The organism is Bacillus sp. RHFS10, assembly GCF_016757475.1.
Taxonomy (GTDB): Bacteria; Bacillota; Bacilli; order Bacillales; family Bacillaceae; genus Bacillus; species Bacillus subtilis_G.
Window position 1 is genome coordinate 161,998 of the sequence record NZ_JAESPO010000006.1, and the last position, 14,942, is coordinate 176,939.

Genomic DNA, 14,942 nt, shown 5'->3' on the forward strand with positions numbered 1-14,942 from the left:
AGCGAAGCATATGAGTCAATTTAGCAAGGATCAGGTTCAAGATATGTATTATCTATCGCCGATGCAGGAAGGGATGCTGTTTCATACCATCCTGAATCCCGGCCAGAGCTTTTACCTTGAACAAATTACGATGAAAGTGAAAGGCAGCTTGAATATCAAATGCCTTGAAGAAAGCATGAATGTGATCATGGGCCGGTACGATGTATTTCGTACCGTGTTCATTCACGAAAAAGTAAAAAGACCTGTCCAAGTCGTATTGAAAAAACGCCAGTTTCATATAGAAGAAATCGACCTGACGCACTTAACGGACAGCGAGCAAACAGCAAAAATCAATGAATACAAAGAACAGGATAAGATCAAGGGCTTTGATTTGACCCGGGATATCCCCATGCGGGCAGCCATTTTCAAAAAAGCTGAAGAAAGCTTTGAATGGGTGTGGACCTACCACCACATCATTTTGGACGGCTGGTGCTTCGGCATCGTCGTGCAGGACCTATTTAAGGTATACAATGCCCTGCGCGAACAAAAGCCGTACAATCTGTCGCCTGTCAAACCGTATAAGGACTATGTCAAGTGGCTCGAAAAACAGGATAAACAAGCGTCACTCCGTTATTGGCGCGAGTACTTAGAGGACTTTGAAGGGCAGACGACGTTTGCGGAGCAAAGAAAGAAACAAGGGGGCGAATACGAGCCGAAAGAACTGCTCTTCTCGCTGCCGGAGGCGGAAACAAAGGCCTTTGCCGAGCTTGCGAAATCGCAGCATACCACTTTAAGTACGGCGTTGCAGGCAGTTTGGAGCGTGTTGATCAGCCGCTATCAGCAGTCTGGCGATTTGACCTTCGGCACAGTCGTTTCCGGGCGCCCCGCGGAAATCAAAGGCGTTGAACATATGGTCGGGCTGTTTATCAACGTTGTCCCGAGACGTGTGAAATTGTCTGAGGATCTCACATTTAACGGTTTGCTCAAGCAGCTGCAGGAGCAATCGCTTCAGTCCGAGCCGCATCAATATGTGCCGCTTTATGACATCCAAACTCAGGCCGATCAGCCAAAACTGATTGACCACATCATTGTCTTTGAAAATTATCCGCTTCAGGATGCGAAAAATGAAGAAAACAGTGAAAACGGCTTTGAGATGGAGGATGTACATGTTTTTGAGAAGTCGAATTATGATCTCAATCTGATGGCTTCTCCGGGGGATGAGATGCTGATAAAGCTTGCCTATAATGAGAATGTGTTTGATGAGGCGTTTATCCTGCGCTTGAAATCTCAGCTTCTCACCGCGATTCAGCAGCTGATCGAGAAGCCGGATCAGCCAGTCAGCACGATCAGCCTTGTTGACGAAAAGGAGAGAGCGTTTTTACTAACCGGCTTAAACCCGCCGGCTCAAACTCATGATGCAAAGCCTCTGACGGATTGGTTCAAGGAAGCGGTGAACGTCAATCCGGATGCACCGGCGCTTACGTATTCCGGCCAGACGCTGTCCTATCGCGAATTAGATGAGGAAGCGAACCGCCTTGCACGCCGTTTGCAAAAGCAAGGCGCGGGCAAAGGCTCCGTTGTAGCGTTGTATACGAAGCGTTCGCTTGAACTGGTGATCGGCATTCTCGGCGTATTAAAAGCGGGAGCGGCTTATCTGCCGGTTGATCCGAAGCTGCCGGAGGACCGAATTTCGTATATGCTGACTGACAGCGCGGCAGCCTGCCTGCTGACACATCAGGAGATGAAAGAAAAAGCGGCTCAGCTGCCGTATACAGGAACAACGCTCTTCATCGACGATCAAACTCGGTTTGAGGAGCAGGCAAGCGACCCTGCAATCGCGATTGAACCCGATGACCCGGCATATATCATGTACACGTCCGGCACAACCGGAAAGCCGAAGGGCAATATCACCACTCATGCCAATATTCAAGGATTGGTCAAGCATGTAGACTACATGGCATTTTCTGAAAAAGATACGTTCTTATCTGTTTCGAATTACGCCTTTGACGCATTTACCTTTGATTTCTACGCTTCAATACTGAATGCGGCACGGCTGATGATCGCAGATGAACAAACGCTGCTTGATACAGAACGTCTAACCAATCTGATTCATCAAGAGAATGTCAATGTCATGTTTGCGACAACCGCACTATTTAACCTACTCACCGATGCGGGAGAGGATTGGATGAAGGGGCTTCGCTGCGTGTTATTCGGCGGGGAGCGGGCGTCAGTGCCTCACGTCAGAAAAGCGCTGCGGATCATGGGGCCGGGCAAGCTGATTAACTGCTACGGGCCTACTGAGGGCACGGTATTTGCGACAGCTCACGTTGTACATGATATACCGGATTCCATTTCCTCATTGCCGATCGGAAAGCCGATCAGCAATGCCAGTGTTTATATTCTCAATGAGCAAAATCAGCTCCAGCCATTCGGAGCGGTTGGTGAACTGTGCATCAGCGGAATGGGCGTATCAAAAGGGTATCTAAACCGTCATGACCTGACGAAGCAAAAGTTTATCACGAACCCGTTTAAGCCGGGAGAAACACTTTACCGCACAGGGGACTTAGCACGCTGGCTGCCGGATGGAACGATTGAATACGCCGGCCGTATTGACGACCAGATCAAAATACGCGGACACCGGATTGAACTTGAAGAAATCGAAAAACACCTGCAGGAATACCCGGGTGTGAAAGATGCGGTCGTTGTGGCGGACCGCCATGAGTCTGGCGATGCGTCAATCAACGCTTACCTCGTGAACCGAACGCAGCTTTCAGTTAGGGACGTAAAGGCGAATCTGAAAAAACAGCTTCCTGCTTACATGGTGCCGCAAACCTTTACGTTCTTGGACGAGCTTCCTTTAACAACAAATGGAAAGGTCAATAAACGGCTGCTGCCAAAACCGGATCAGGATCAGCTGGCGGAAGAATGGATCGGGCCCCGAGACGAGACGGAAGAAACGATCGCGCAAATCTGGTCTGAAGTTCTCAGCAGACAGCAGATCGGCATTCATGACGATTTCTTTGCGCTCGGCGGGCACTCTTTAAAGGCAATGACCGCCGCTTCCCGCATTAAGAAAGAGCTCGGGATTGATCTACCGGTGAAGCTTTTGTTTGATGCACCGACGATCGCCGGCATCTCAGCATATTTGAAAAACGGGGGCTCAGATGGATTGCAGGATGTAACGGTCATGAATCCCGATCAGGAAGATCAGATCATTTTCGCATTCCCGCCGGTATTGGGCTATGGCCTCATGTACCAAAACCTGGCCAGCCGCCTGCCGTCATATAAACTGTGCGCCTTTGATTTCATTGAGGAGGAAAACCGGCTTGACCGCTATGCGGATTTGATCCAGAAGCTTCAGCCGGAAGGGCCTTTAACATTGTTTGGATATTCAGCGGGATGCAGCCTGGCGTTTGAAGCTGCCAAAAGGCTTGAGGAACAAGGCCGTATAGTTCAGCGGATCATCATGGTGGATTCCTATAAAAAACAAGGTGTCAGCGATCTGGACGGGCGCACGGTTGAAAGTGATGTCGAAGTCCTGATGAATGTCAACCGGGACAATGAAGCGCTCAACAGCGAAGCCGTCAAACAAGGCCTCAAGCAAAAAACACACGCTTTTTACTCGTACTACGTGAACCTGATCAGCACAGGACAGGTGAAAGCGGATATTGATCTGCTGACTTCCGGCGTTGATTTTGACATGCCGGAATGGCTTGCATCGTGGGAAGAGGCCACAACAGGTGCTTACCGTGTGAAAAGAGGTTTTGGAACACACGCTGAAATGCTGCAGGGGGAAACGCTAGACAGGAATGCCGGAATTTTGCTCGAATTTCTTAATACACAAACCATAACGGTTTCTTAAATGAAGTGTGAAAGGAGGAGACGGCCAATGAGCCAGCTCTTCAAATCATTTGATGCGTCGGAAAAAACGCAGCTCATCTGTTTTCCGTTTGCCGGCGGCTACTCGGCATCATTTCGCCCTCTCCATGCTTTTTTGCAAGGGGAGTGTGAGATGCTCGCTGCCGAGCCGCCGGGACACGGCACGAATCAAACGTCAGCCGTTGAGGATCTTGAAAAGCTGACCGATTTGTACAAGCAAGAATTAAACCTTCGTCCTGATCGGCCGTTTGTGCTGTTCGGACACAGTATGGGCGGAATGATCACCTTCAGGCTAGCGCAAAAGCTGGAGCGTGAAGGCATCTTTCCTCAGGCGGTGATCATTTCTGCGATACAGCCGCCGCATATTCAGCGGAAGAAAGTGTCGCATCTGCCTGATGATCAATTTCTCGATCATATTATCAAATTAGGCGGGATGCCCGCGGAGCTCGTTGAAAACAAGGAAGTCATGTCCTTTTTTCTGCCTTCCTTCAGATCAGATTACCGGGCTCTTGAGCAATTTGAGCTTCACGATGTCGCCCCAATCCAATCACCTGTTCATGTCTTTAACGGGCTTGATGATGAAAAATGCATTAGGGATGCGGAAGGCTGGAAGAAGTGGGCGAAAGACATCACATTCCATGAATTTGGCGGCGGGCACATGTTTCTGCTGTCACATACGGAAGAAGTGGCAGAACGGATTTTTGCGATCTTGAATCAGCATCCGATCATTCAATCATGATCAAAAGCGGACAGCGCTGGCTGTTCCGCTTTTTTTTTTGAGGAGTGGGGATTTTTTCATGATTTAATAGTCGCAATACTCAAACAAAGGCAAGCCGAAACATGAGCGCGTCCCTAGGATGAATGATTTGTATTGCTGTTTACATTTGTTTTCGCCATAGGAATGAACTCATTCAGAAATTCCTTTCAATTTTTTATGCTGCCAATGGCGGATCGCCGGGGCTCTCAGCGTGTATGCGGGCGGGTTGTTTTTTGACAAGGCCCATGATTATCTGCTGATTGTTGTTGTGTGCATCGTGTTTGTAGGTGTATCGGCTGGAATAGAGCTGATGCCGTTTTTAGATAAACAGAAGGCAAAAGAAACGCATCAATCACTATAAAGGGATCAGCACTATCAGCGCTGATCCTTTTTGAATTTTACTTTTTTTGTTTCGGTATGATTAAGGATAATTCCTCGGAATCTGTTCATCTCCTCTTTGGAATGAAAAAAATGTTTTGGTATCGCAATATATTGGCTGCTGGATGTATTGATCCGGAAGATATTCTTATATTCGAAAACAGCCGTGATTTCATTCCAATGAAAAATGAGGTCATACTTTTTAGAACATATACGGATTCCTTCTTGATTGAGGGTATACGTTCTTTTGGATTTAATCCGTTCGTTCTTCTTGTATGCTCTAGAAAACTTTACATATAGAAGAAGGAGGAGCAGTAGTGTAAACAGAACTGACATCACGATAATCAAAATACTATTCACAAACAAGTTAAGCGCTTCGCTGCCATAAACAATACGGGGCCATCCGTTAATGAAATGAACTGCAGCAAAAATGGCGCAAAACAACAGAAAGTAAAAGAATGAGATTTTTCCGAGTTGATAAAAAAAGATTTCTCTTACGTCTTTAAAAGTAATTTCTCCTGGAAGATTAATACTTTCACTAGCATATTGAATCATACAGTACACTTACACCTCAAACCATGTTTTTCCTTTCAGTCTAGCATAATTTCTCATTTTTTTGCAGGGGCCCTATGGTGATTTGTCTTTTTCTGCAGATTCGTATTGCTCCCCACCACGCCAATCATAATACAAACGGCTCCAACAAGATGATACCAGGCAAGAGTTTCGTTTAGAATCACCACGCCCGCAATCATCGTCACGATGGTGGACACATGACTAAAAGCGCTCATTTTAAACGCCTCAATCCTCGAAAGTGTATAGTTGGACAGAAACGAAGTGACGAGTGAAGACAGCACGCCCAAATACACAATGGCGAGAACAAAGCCGGGCTCCTGGAATGGCTGAAAATAAGTGCTGACAGTTCCAGCCGCGCCGTGGCGAACAAGGGCGATGGCGTTGAAGACGACAAAGCCGATGGCTGACATGATGTAGGTGAGCTCGGTCAGCTTGAACCGCTGCGTCATTTTTCTGGCGGCGGTATTATACATCGCGGAGGACAAAGCTGACAAAAGGATCAGCAAAGATCCTTTTAAGCTCGCTGATTCCACATCGACGCCTTTCATCACAAAAATAAACATAACGCCGGCAACGGATAAAACCGTGAAACCCTTCTGCATCCACGTGGAGCGTTCTTTTAATAGATAACTGGCTAAGACCATTGTGAAAATCGGAATGGCTGCCTGAATAATTCCCGCTTCAGAGGAGGACGAGTGCACAAGGCCGAATGCCTGAAAGCTGAAAAACAACGCCGGGTACAGCAGGGCGAGCGGCAAAATGGCAATGACGTCTTTTACACGGATTGATAGCTTTACCCAGCCGAATAAGACGGGTACAGTGGCCGCGGCAAACGCAATGGTGAACCGGTGCGCGAGAATATCAAACGGTTCGGCTGTTTGCAGTGCGATTTTTACGAATAAAAAGGATAAACCGATAATGAACGAATATAAGATAGCCGCCATATAAGCGGAGGTTTGCTGATTTTTAAACATAATGGAAGGTGCTCCTTTACCTGATTTGCAGCGCCGGTCGCTCCTTTTATTGTATGGCTGTGAGCAGAAGGGTACAATGAGAAAAACAATGAACTGTACCGGTACAAAAACAGGGGGAGAATGCATGGAGAAATATATGACTCTATTGACGAGGATAGAGGAGATGATGCAAAGCAGCGCCTATCAAGAAGGAGACAGGCTTCCGTCCATCCGACAGCTGTCCGCCCGCTATCAAGTCAGCAACAGCACAGTGATCCGCGCACTTCAGGAGCTCGAAAAGCGCCATCTCATCTACTCCGTTCCGAAAAGCGGCTATTATATTGTGAAAAAGACGGGCACATTAAAAAGCGGAAAGCCGGGGCCCATCGACTTTGCCACATCTGCGCCGGACCCCGATGTGTTTCCGTATCTTGATTTTCAGCACTGTATCAACAAAGCGATTGATACATACAAAAACGATTTGTTTATTTATGGGACGCCAAAGGGGCTTCCGTCGCTTATTCGTGTACTCCAAAAACTGTTGGCCAATCAGCAGGTATTTGCGGACGAACGGCACATTTTCATTACATCAGGTGTCCAGCAGGCATTATCCCTGCTTTGCGCCATGCCATTTCCAAATGGGAAAGAGAAGATTGCCATTGAACAGCCTGGCTATCATTTGATGGTTGAACAGCTTGAGGCGCTTGGGATACCCGCCATCGGTGTGAAACGAACGGAAGAGGGGCTTGATATCACCGAGATTGAGCGGCTGTTTCAGACAGAATCGATCAAATTGTTTTATACGATGCCGCGCTTCCATAACCCGCTTGGCTGCTCTTTGTCAGAGCGTGATAAACAAGAGCTTGTAAGACTGGCGGAAACGTATGATGTCTATCTCGTTGAGGATGATTATCTCGGTGATCTGGAGGAAAACAAAAAGGCAGATCCGCTGTACGCATATGATCTGTCCTCGCGTGTCATCTATCTAAAAAGTTTCTCAAAAATGATGTTTCCAGGCCTTCGCGTAGGGGCCGCTGTTTTGCCGGATGCGCTGACTAACACGTTTCACACGTATAAAAAGCTGAACGACATCGACAGCTCTGTGATTTCTCAAGCAGCGTTAGAAATTTATATCAAAAGCGGAATGTTCAGCCGGCATAAAGACAAAATCCGAGAATCCTATAAGGAACGATCAATGAGGCTTCATCAAGCCATTCAAACGCACAGACAGCTGGGAAGCGGACGCTTTGCGTTTTCCAGCGGGCAGGCGCCCTGCATGCATACCCATCTGGTGCTTCCTCCCGATCTGCCGGCCTCAAGGGTGATGCAAAGGCTGAAACAACAAGGGGTTCTCCTTGAGGCGATAGATCGTCATTATTTATCAGATTATCCAAAAGAAAATCTATTAAAAATCAATATTTCCAATGTCAAAACGGAAGAAATTGAACGCGGCGTCAAGCTGCTGATGAGCCATCTATAAAAGCGCTTCGTACGAGACCATTGTGATATCCTCAGGGAAATCACAGTGCGCGGCGCATACGGCCATTTTGTAGCCGGGATCCACCTCATAGGTTTTGATATAGCATGGTGAATGGCTGTCCGGAAGCTCAATGGATACCCGTCCATCCTGATGCAGGCGCACCGAGAAGGAATCAAGCGGAAGCGATAAGCCTTTGCCTTCCTGTTTAATAAAGCTTTCTTTCATTGACCATAGATGATAAAAATAGTCTGTCTGCTCGTCTTTATTTTTGGCTGAAAGATCGCTGTACTCCGTTTTTGAAAAGAAACGTTTGGCGATGTCGAGGCTGATCGGTTTCGTTTTTTCAATATCGATGCCGATCGGCTGTGAATCAAACGCGCAAATGATCCAGCGGCCGGAGTGCGAAATGTTGAAATGGGCGTCAGGAAGATCAGGGATGCAGGGCTTCCCATATTCCTGCGCGCTGAAGCGGATACCGGATTTGTCCAGCTGATACTGTCCGCTGATGACTGAGCGAACGAGCACATCTCCCAGCAGGGTGCGGTGAGCATCTTCTTTATGATAAAATCTCCGGCATTTCTCCCGTTTTTCAGGTGATACGAATGACATGAACCGTTCAGTCTCTTCCTGTGAAAGCGGGCGGTCCATATAAATTCCGTAAATCTTCATTCTAGATCCTCCGTCTGCAAAAGATTGTCAAAACTATCCTATCATATTTTGTTTTACTTCGGAGTAAGATCCTCGATGATCTCATATACATAGGGGTTTTTGGGCGTATCGATCGTTTCCGCTTGTGTGACAGAAACGATGGGAAGCTGTTCGCCGTTTTTATGGAATAGATCAAGCCTTCCAGTGATCTGAACCCAGTCGCCTTCCTTTATCTCTTTATTTTCTGAGAAAGAAGCCGGCAGTCCGTAAACCGCGGCATCCGCAATGCAGCAGGATATCCCGTAACGTCCAACGATATAGTGATTCAGCTGTTCATCATAATAGACAAATCCTTTCATGCTGATCTCTTTTCCTGCATACGCTTCTGCATTCTCCAGCAATAGATTGACTATTGGAACATAATACTTATCTGAAATCGGAATGACATTCTTCCCCTCCAGCTCCCGCGCCAGTTCTTTTTCATACCCGCTTGGCAGTACCGCAGCCGTCCCTGCTTCATCAGTGGATTGCGTTTGAGCATCAGATTTCATCTCTTCCGGACTCTTGGCACTGTTTGCTGAGAAGATTCTGTTCTGTGCGACTTCCTTTGTCAGCACATGGTTAGGAAAAAGGAAACCGGTCATGATAGGGATCAGAAAAAAGCTGTACAGCCATGGGTGAGACGGAGAATGTGTTTGACTGCTTGCACATGCGCAGCACACGTGCGGACTATCTTGTTTTCTCCAGATCAATGACAGTATGCCAAGCGCAAAAGCAGCTACAATAAAGAACTTCGTAAACCAAAGCATACGCGGAGAAATGAAATGCAAAATATGTCCTGTCAGATAAAGTTTAAATGCCATTAAAGCAAAGCCGATTAATAGAAGCCCACGCACAACAGCATCAAAAGAATACGGTTTATTTTGTCTCATCTTACTCATCCTTTATGAGGTAATCAAACCATAAAGCCAGGCTATTGCAAGAACTGAAGCTGAAATGACAACAAAAAATACAAGCACAAAGCGTTTTTTGAAAAATGAAGCATACACAAACGTATTTTTTAAATCTAACATCGGGCCGTACAGCATGAAGGAGAGGAGGGAAGCGTGAGAATAGGTGCCTGAAAAAGTAGATGCGACAAACGCATCCGCATGTGAGCAAAGTGACAGGACAAATGCCAATCCCATCATGACAGCGGAACCAGACAGATCGCTTGTCCCCAGCTCAGCGAGAGATCCGCGGTTTAAAAACGTTTGAAACAGACTGGCGATAAATGCGCCCATGATCAAATAGCGGCCCATATCGAAAAACTCTTCAACAGCATGGGTGACGATAGGTTTCAAGCGTTTTCCTTGCTGCTGATGACTGTGTTCCGGCAAGGCAGCTGTTTTATGGGTTTTTAGCATGTTCTTGTTTCCGAATATCCAATACATCATGAGCCCGATGATGATACAAATGACGACGGCGAGCCCAATCCTCGCGTACACAATTTCCAAATGCTTGCTGAAGGCATAGTAGGTGGAGAGGATGACAATCGGATTTAATATAGGGGCTCCAACTAAGATAACAGCGCCGACGTGAAGCGGAAGCCCTTTTTGAATGAGCCGGCGCACCACCGGAATGACAGCACACTCACATACAGGGGAAAGAATACTGATGACGACAGCGGACCCTATCGCGCCATACGGGTTTTTGACGATCCATTTGGTCATCCATTCATCTGAGGCAAAGAATTCAATGCAAGAAGAAAAAAAGATGCCGAGCATGATAAATGGAATGGATTCTAGCAAAATACTCAGGAAAATGGTATTCACATTCAGCAGTGAAACCGGAATAGAAAAAGACAGCTTATTAGGTTCAAGCAGAATAAAACAGTACAGTAAAAAGAAAAAGAGCAATATGCTGAAGGAGCGTCTTGCAAAGTGTTGGAGAGCTTCCATCATGATACCTTCCGTCTCTAGTATTTCTCTTTCATCAGAGATAGTATCAATCTATGAGACAAGCCTGCAAAACATGAGTGAAAACAAAAAAACGGGCCATTGAACTGGTCCGTTTAAAGATTAATGCAGAGGCGGAGATGCTTTAACAGCGGCTGTCCGCCTTGCCACAGCATAATTCAGAAGCTGAATTGACTGCGGCAATGAAAAGCGCAAAATGATACCGGTGAGGATAGCGGTCAAAATAGTACCTACTCCGATCGGGCCGCCCATGCCCCAAGCCGCAAACAAGATTGTTATTTCCATGCCGTTCCGCACCCATTGCACATTCCAGCCGGTTTTTTCTGTAATCAGCATCATCAGTGAATCACGCGGCCCCGCGCCAAGGCCTGCTGATACATAAACACCGACGCCGTAGCCGATCAGCAAAACGCCGAGAGAGAAGACAATGACGGAGCCCGTATAAGTGGAGGGGGCAGGCAGGAGAAAATTGAAAAAATCTATAAAAACACCAATGAGCACCATGTTCAGGATTGCGCCAATTTTTGGCCAAACCCTCGTAAACAATGACGTTAATCCGACGATGAGCGCTCCAATAATGATGGACCACTGGCCGACGGTAAGCCCGAAGTGTTGAAACAGGCCGTAATGAAATGCATCCCATGGACTTATGCCGAGTGCTTTTCCTTTTATCGTCAAGGATATACCAAAAGCCAAAATGATCAAACCGGCAAAATAAAATGTCCAGCGCAGCACAAGTTCTCGCTTCACGTGAGGTCCCTTCTTTCGTAAAAATCAGTCGAGTGTCATTGTAGCACATCTGACAAAAGGGCGGAATAGGCGAATGGGGATCAACAAAAAAACAGGGCCGCCGCAGGCGCCCTGTTTCAGCGTGTTGGCAAACCCTTGCATTCGTTGTCAGGCCTGCGCTTCGGTGCTCACGAATTTAAAATTCGCTGTGCTCCAATGCTCGCCCTTCCTAGACTTCAAAGGTTTTCAATCACGCTGAAAATGACAAAATCCTAAAACGAAAATCGTTTTAGGATTTTGTCAACAATCTGAAACAGGGCGCTGACGCCCTGTTTTTCTTTTTACAACGGGTTCAAAATCCGGTTCAAGAACCGCTGCGTCCGTTCTTCTTTTGGTGCGGAGAAGATTTGCTCCGGCGGTCCCTGTTCCACGATGACGCCGCCGTCGATGAAGACGACTTCGTCGGCCACATCCTGGGCGAACTTGATTTCGTGGGTCACGACAGCCATGGTCCACCCTTCATTGGCCAAATCCTTGATCACCTTCAGCACCTCTCCGACAAGTTCGGGGTCAAGCGCTGAGGTCGGTTCGTCAAACAGCATGAGCTCAGGCTGAATCGCCAGAGCGCGGGCGATGCCGACGCGCTGCTGCTGTCCTCCGGAAAGCTGGAACGGATATAAATCCATTTTGTCCTTCAATCCGACTTTATCAAGTAGCTGAATCGCTTCTTTTCTGACTTCCTCTTTGTTCCGTTTTTGCACCTGAACAGGGCCCTCCATCACGTTCTCAAGAGCTGTGCGGTGCGGGAACAGGTGATACGCCTGAAACACCATTCCGGATTTCCGGCGAAGCCGAAGGATATCCGCCTGTTTCACCTTTTTGGAGAAATCGATAGAGAAATCTTCAAATGCAAGTTCCCCGCGATTGGGGATCTCCAGCGCGTTCAGGCAGCGGAGCAGCGTTGTTTTCCCAGAACCTGAAGGCCCAAGTATAGCGATGACTTTCCCTTTTTCAATCTTCATATCTATCTTTTTTAAAATTTCATTTTCACCGAATGATTTGTTTAATCCTGTAACGGTAAGCATACTCGGAACCTCCTTATTTGGCCACGTAGCGGTCAAGACGCCGTTCGATGACATGCTGGACGAGTGAAAGCAGGAAGCAGATCATCCAATAAATAAAGGCTGCTTCAATATAGATCACTAAAATTTGATCAAGATTCCGCGCGCCGATTTCCTGGGCTTTTCTGAACAGCTCAGCGACCAGAATCTGAGAGGCGAGGGATGTATCTTTGATCAGGCTGATAAAGGTATTGGATAATGGCGGGATCGACACCCGAAACGCCTGCGGCAAAATGACGCGGAACAGCGTTTTCTGATGTGTCATGCCGATCGTGTAGCCGGCTTCCCATTGCCCTTTCGGCACGGATAAAATAGATGCCCGGATAATTTCAGATGCATAGGCGCCGACGTTTAATGAAAAAGCGATCACTGCGCTTGGAAATGGATCTAATGTGATGTTAAAAGCCGGGAACAGATAGAAAATGATGAACAATTGAACGAGAAGAGGAGTGCCGCGTATCGCGGATACGTATACGCTGAACACCCATCTCAAAGGTCTCACTTTCGACATTCTGGCAAGCGCTGTAACCAGCGCGATGATCATTCCAAATATAAAGGAAAGAATGGTAAGGGGAATCGTATAGTAGATTCCCCCTGAAAGTATCGGCCAGAATGACTGCTGCACCAGATCCCACGGGATCGCCGTGCCAAGCGTCAATGCCGGCAGATTATTTAGAAACATCTTCGCCGAACCATTTTTTAGAAATGTTAGAAAGAGTCCCGTCCTCTTTCATTTCTTTTAATGCTTTGTTGACTTGATCCACAACCTCGCCGCTTCCTTTGCGGAACGCGAAATAGGTTGACTGCGGATCACCTGTTTCAAACGCGATTTTCACGTTTTTGTTGTCTGATGTTTTTAAGTAGTTCAATACAGCAAGTTTATCGTTGTATGTCATATCGACGCGGCCTTGCTGGATGAGCTGAAGGGATTGTGCCAAGCCTTCAACGCCTTCAACTTTCGCGCCGGCATCTGTAGCTAATTTGTTGTAGTTGCTTGTCAGTGATTGAGCTGATGTTTTTCCTTTTACATCTGCTTCAGACTTAATGTCGTTGTTGTCTTTTTTTGTCACGACAACAGCTCTTGATGTTGTGTATTTATCAGAGAAATCGTATTTGTCTTCACGGTCTGTTTTTCCGACTTGGTTGGCAATAACGTCAAACCGTTTGGAATTCAGGCCGGCAAACATACTGTCCCATTGTGTTTCCTTAAAATCGACTTTCAGCCCTAGGCGTTTTGCGGCTTCTGTGATGACTTCCACATCATAGCCAGTCAGCTTGTCCGTGTCTTTGTCGTGGAAAGTGAACGGTTCATATGTTCCTTCCGTACCGACTGTCAGCACACCTTTTTTCTTAATTGAAGCCCAAAGATCGCCGTCTTTGGCGTTATCTTTTGACTGATTATCATTTCCTGCTCCGCAAGCTGCGAGAACTGCAATGCTTACGACCATGAATAAAGCCATTAATGCTTTTTTCATCTTATTCCCCACTTTTCTGGTTGATTTTATTGAAATAAAAAATTAGCTTACAAATCTAAAGGATAACTTTTTTTTAGTATGAGTCAAGTATTTGGTTTTCATAAGGCAAAATCTTTTAAAATAAACCCAAAAATTGATGTGCCGGTTTTGGCAAATAACTGTCCGTTCTCCACATGACAGCCGGTGTCATAATAAAGGGATTGTCTTCGATATGAACGGTATGAACGTGATTCCTCATATGAACGGGAATCATCGTAACGGGCAGAATGGAAGCGCCGAATCCGGATGAGACGAGACTGAGCAAAGTTGCGGAATCGTGGCATTCGCAAACAATGCGCGGCTCCAGATTCAAACGATGAAATTCATTCATGACCTGATTATAGACGCCTTTTCCGTTGACAGGCCGCAGCAGAATCAGCGGAAAGGAAGGGATATCTTCCATTTTAATGGTGTCCCCGCACGTATATCCGGCTTCATCGGAAAGCACGAGCACACATGGAATGTCATCAAGCTGTTTGAATTGAACCGTGTCGCTTTTGATCATTGTCGTCGTGACCGCCGCATCGATTTGACGGCTTTCCAGCAGCTCTAGCAGCGTCGCGGGCTCATTCTCCCAGATATTAAAGGTGAGGTGAGGGTATCTCTCTTTGATCTGTGTTACTTTTTCAAGCATCAGAGCTGCGCAATAGATCGTTGAACCCACGGCCAGCGTGCCGGCTACCTCCTCCTTCAGCTCTTGTACCTCGATGACTGCATCTTCAAACCTGTGCAGAATCTCCTTGGCTCTTTTCAGGAAAACAGTTCCTTCATATGTTAGCGACATTTGTTTTTTTTTATTCCGATCAAAGAGAACGACACCAAGCTCATCCTCCAGCTGCTTCAGCTGTCTGCTTAAAGGCGGCTGCGCCATGTGAAGCTTTTTGGCGGCGGATGTGATTTTCTTTTCTTGGGCGATGGTAATGAAATATCGAAGCTGTCGAATGTCCAAAAAAATAGCGCCTCCTCACTTATA

General features: G+C 46.8%; 13 protein-coding genes and 1 pseudogene. 4 read left to right on the forward strand and 10 right to left on the reverse strand.

Features of this window, described 5'->3' with window-relative positions:
• The first annotated feature begins 10 nt into the window (after positions 1–10).
• From srfAC to JMN17_RS18330, 3 genes and pseudogenes are all read left to right on the forward strand, one after another.
• On the forward strand, positions 11–3,841 hold the full coding sequence (gene srfAC, locus JMN17_RS18320; protein WP_202328842.1) for a surfactin non-ribosomal peptide synthetase SrfAC: 3,831 nt from the start codon (positions 11–13) through the stop codon (positions 3,839–3,841).
• A gap of 27 nt (positions 3,842–3,868) precedes the next feature.
• On the forward strand, positions 3,869–4,597 hold the full coding sequence (gene srfAD / locus JMN17_RS18325; protein WP_087993067.1) for a surfactin biosynthesis thioesterase SrfAD: 729 nt from the start codon (positions 3,869–3,871) through the stop codon (positions 4,595–4,597).
• Between the two features lie 208 nt (positions 4,598–4,805).
• Positions 4,806–4,976 (forward strand): annotated as a pseudogene (locus JMN17_RS18330) (MFS transporter); the annotation flags it as partial.
• Positions 4,977–4,990: 14 nt separating this feature from the next.
• On the opposite strand, the gene JMN17_RS18335 reads toward JMN17_RS18330, so the two are convergent.
• Together JMN17_RS18335 and JMN17_RS18340 are read right to left on the reverse strand one after the other, a co-directional pair.
• On the reverse strand, positions 4,991–5,548 hold the full coding sequence (locus tag JMN17_RS18335) for a YcxB family protein (protein WP_202328844.1): 558 nt from the start codon (positions 5,546–5,548) through the stop codon (positions 4,991–4,993).
• A gap of 53 nt (positions 5,549–5,601) precedes the next feature.
• A complete protein-coding gene (locus JMN17_RS18340; protein WP_202328846.1) occupies positions 5,602–6,540 on the reverse strand; it encodes a DMT family transporter in 939 nt (312 codons plus the stop codon).
• Between the two features lie 124 nt (positions 6,541–6,664).
• On the opposite strand from JMN17_RS18340, the gene JMN17_RS18345 reads away from it, so the two are divergent.
• The gene (locus JMN17_RS18345) at positions 6,665–7,999 is read left to right on the forward strand and encodes an aminotransferase-like domain-containing protein (RefSeq protein ID WP_202328848.1); all 1,335 of its coding nucleotides are present in this window, start codon (positions 6,665–6,667) and stop codon (positions 7,997–7,999) included.
• Here the strand turns inward: JMN17_RS18345 and JMN17_RS18350 are convergent.
• The 8 genes from JMN17_RS18350 to bsdA all read right to left on the reverse strand — a co-directional run bounded on the left by JMN17_RS18350 (position 7,994) and on the right by bsdA (position 14,918).
• Complete coding sequence (locus JMN17_RS18350) at positions 7,994–8,668, reverse strand: 4'-phosphopantetheinyl transferase (protein WP_202328856.1); 675 nt, start codon at positions 8,666–8,668, stop codon at positions 7,994–7,996. The two genes, JMN17_RS18345 and JMN17_RS18350, sit on opposite strands and share 6 nt — an antisense overlap.
• A gap of 53 nt (positions 8,669–8,721) precedes the next feature.
• Positions 8,722–9,579, reverse strand: coding sequence for a TIGR03943 family putative permease subunit (locus JMN17_RS18355; RefSeq protein WP_087993060.1), 858 nt, complete (start codon positions 9,577–9,579; stop codon positions 8,722–8,724).
• 12 nt (positions 9,580–9,591) lie between these two features.
• On the reverse strand, positions 9,592–10,587 hold the full coding sequence (locus JMN17_RS18360; RefSeq protein WP_087993059.1) for a permease: 996 nt from the start codon (positions 10,585–10,587) through the stop codon (positions 9,592–9,594).
• 120 nt (positions 10,588–10,707) lie between these two features.
• Positions 10,708–11,355, reverse strand: coding sequence for a YczE/YyaS/YitT family protein (locus JMN17_RS18365; RefSeq protein ID WP_202328858.1), 648 nt, complete (start codon positions 11,353–11,355; stop codon positions 10,708–10,710).
• Between the two features lie 320 nt (positions 11,356–11,675).
• Positions 11,676–12,419 carry a cystine ABC transporter ATP-binding protein TcyC gene (gene tcyC / locus JMN17_RS18370; protein WP_087993057.1) on the reverse strand — a complete coding sequence of 248 codons (744 nt, stop codon included), beginning with the start codon at positions 12,417–12,419 and terminating at the stop codon, positions 11,676–11,678.
• Positions 12,420–12,432: 13 nt separating this feature from the next.
• Positions 12,433–13,137, reverse strand: a complete 705-nt coding sequence (gene tcyB / locus JMN17_RS18375; protein ID WP_087993056.1) for a cystine ABC transporter permease TcyB — start codon at positions 13,135–13,137, stop codon at positions 12,433–12,435.
• A complete protein-coding gene (gene tcyA / locus JMN17_RS18380) occupies positions 13,124–13,930 on the reverse strand; it encodes a cystine ABC transporter substrate-binding lipoprotein TcyA (protein WP_087993055.1) in 807 nt (268 codons plus the stop codon). The genes tcyB and tcyA overlap by 14 nt, the downstream gene beginning before the upstream one ends.
• A 115-nt stretch (positions 13,931–14,045) precedes the next feature.
• Entirely contained in the window at positions 14,046–14,918 is an 873-nt protein-coding gene (gene bsdA / locus JMN17_RS18385; RefSeq protein ID WP_087993054.1) for a transcriptional regulator BsdA, read from the reverse strand.
• Between the last annotated feature and the right edge of the window lie 24 nt (positions 14,919–14,942).

Excerpts from the sequence above, each read along its gene's own strand:
- srfAC (WP_202328842.1), top strand. The coding sequence starts at position 11 with ATGAGTCAATTTAGCAAGGATCAGGTTCAAGATATGTATTATCTATCG.
- srfAD (WP_087993067.1), top strand. The coding sequence starts at position 3,869 with ATGAGCCAGCTCTTCAAATCATTTGATGCGTCGGAAAAAACGCAGCTC.
- JMN17_RS18335 (WP_202328844.1), bottom strand. The coding sequence starts at position 5,548 with ATGATTCAATATGCTAGTGAAAGTATTAATCTTCCAGGAGAAATTACT.
- JMN17_RS18340 (WP_202328846.1), bottom strand. The coding sequence starts at position 6,540 with ATGTTTAAAAATCAGCAAACCTCCGCTTATATGGCGGCTATCTTATAT.
- JMN17_RS18345 (WP_202328848.1), top strand. The coding sequence starts at position 6,665 with ATGGAGAAATATATGACTCTATTGACGAGGATAGAGGAGATGATGCAA.
- JMN17_RS18350 (WP_202328856.1), bottom strand. The coding sequence starts at position 8,668 with ATGAAGATTTACGGAATTTATATGGACCGCCCGCTTTCACAGGAAGAG.
- JMN17_RS18355 (WP_087993060.1), bottom strand. The coding sequence starts at position 9,579 with ATGAGACAAAATAAACCGTATTCTTTTGATGCTGTTGTGCGTGGGCTT.
- JMN17_RS18360 (WP_087993059.1), bottom strand. The coding sequence starts at position 10,587 with ATGGAAGCTCTCCAACACTTTGCAAGACGCTCCTTCAGCATATTGCTC.
- tcyC (WP_087993057.1), bottom strand. The coding sequence starts at position 12,419 with ATGCTTACCGTTACAGGATTAAACAAATCATTCGGTGAAAATGAAATT.
- tcyB (WP_087993056.1), bottom strand. The coding sequence starts at position 13,137 with ATGTTTCTAAATAATCTGCCGGCATTGACGCTTGGCACGGCGATCCCG.
- tcyA (WP_087993055.1), bottom strand. The coding sequence starts at position 13,930 with ATGAAAAAAGCATTAATGGCTTTATTCATGGTCGTAAGCATTGCAGTT.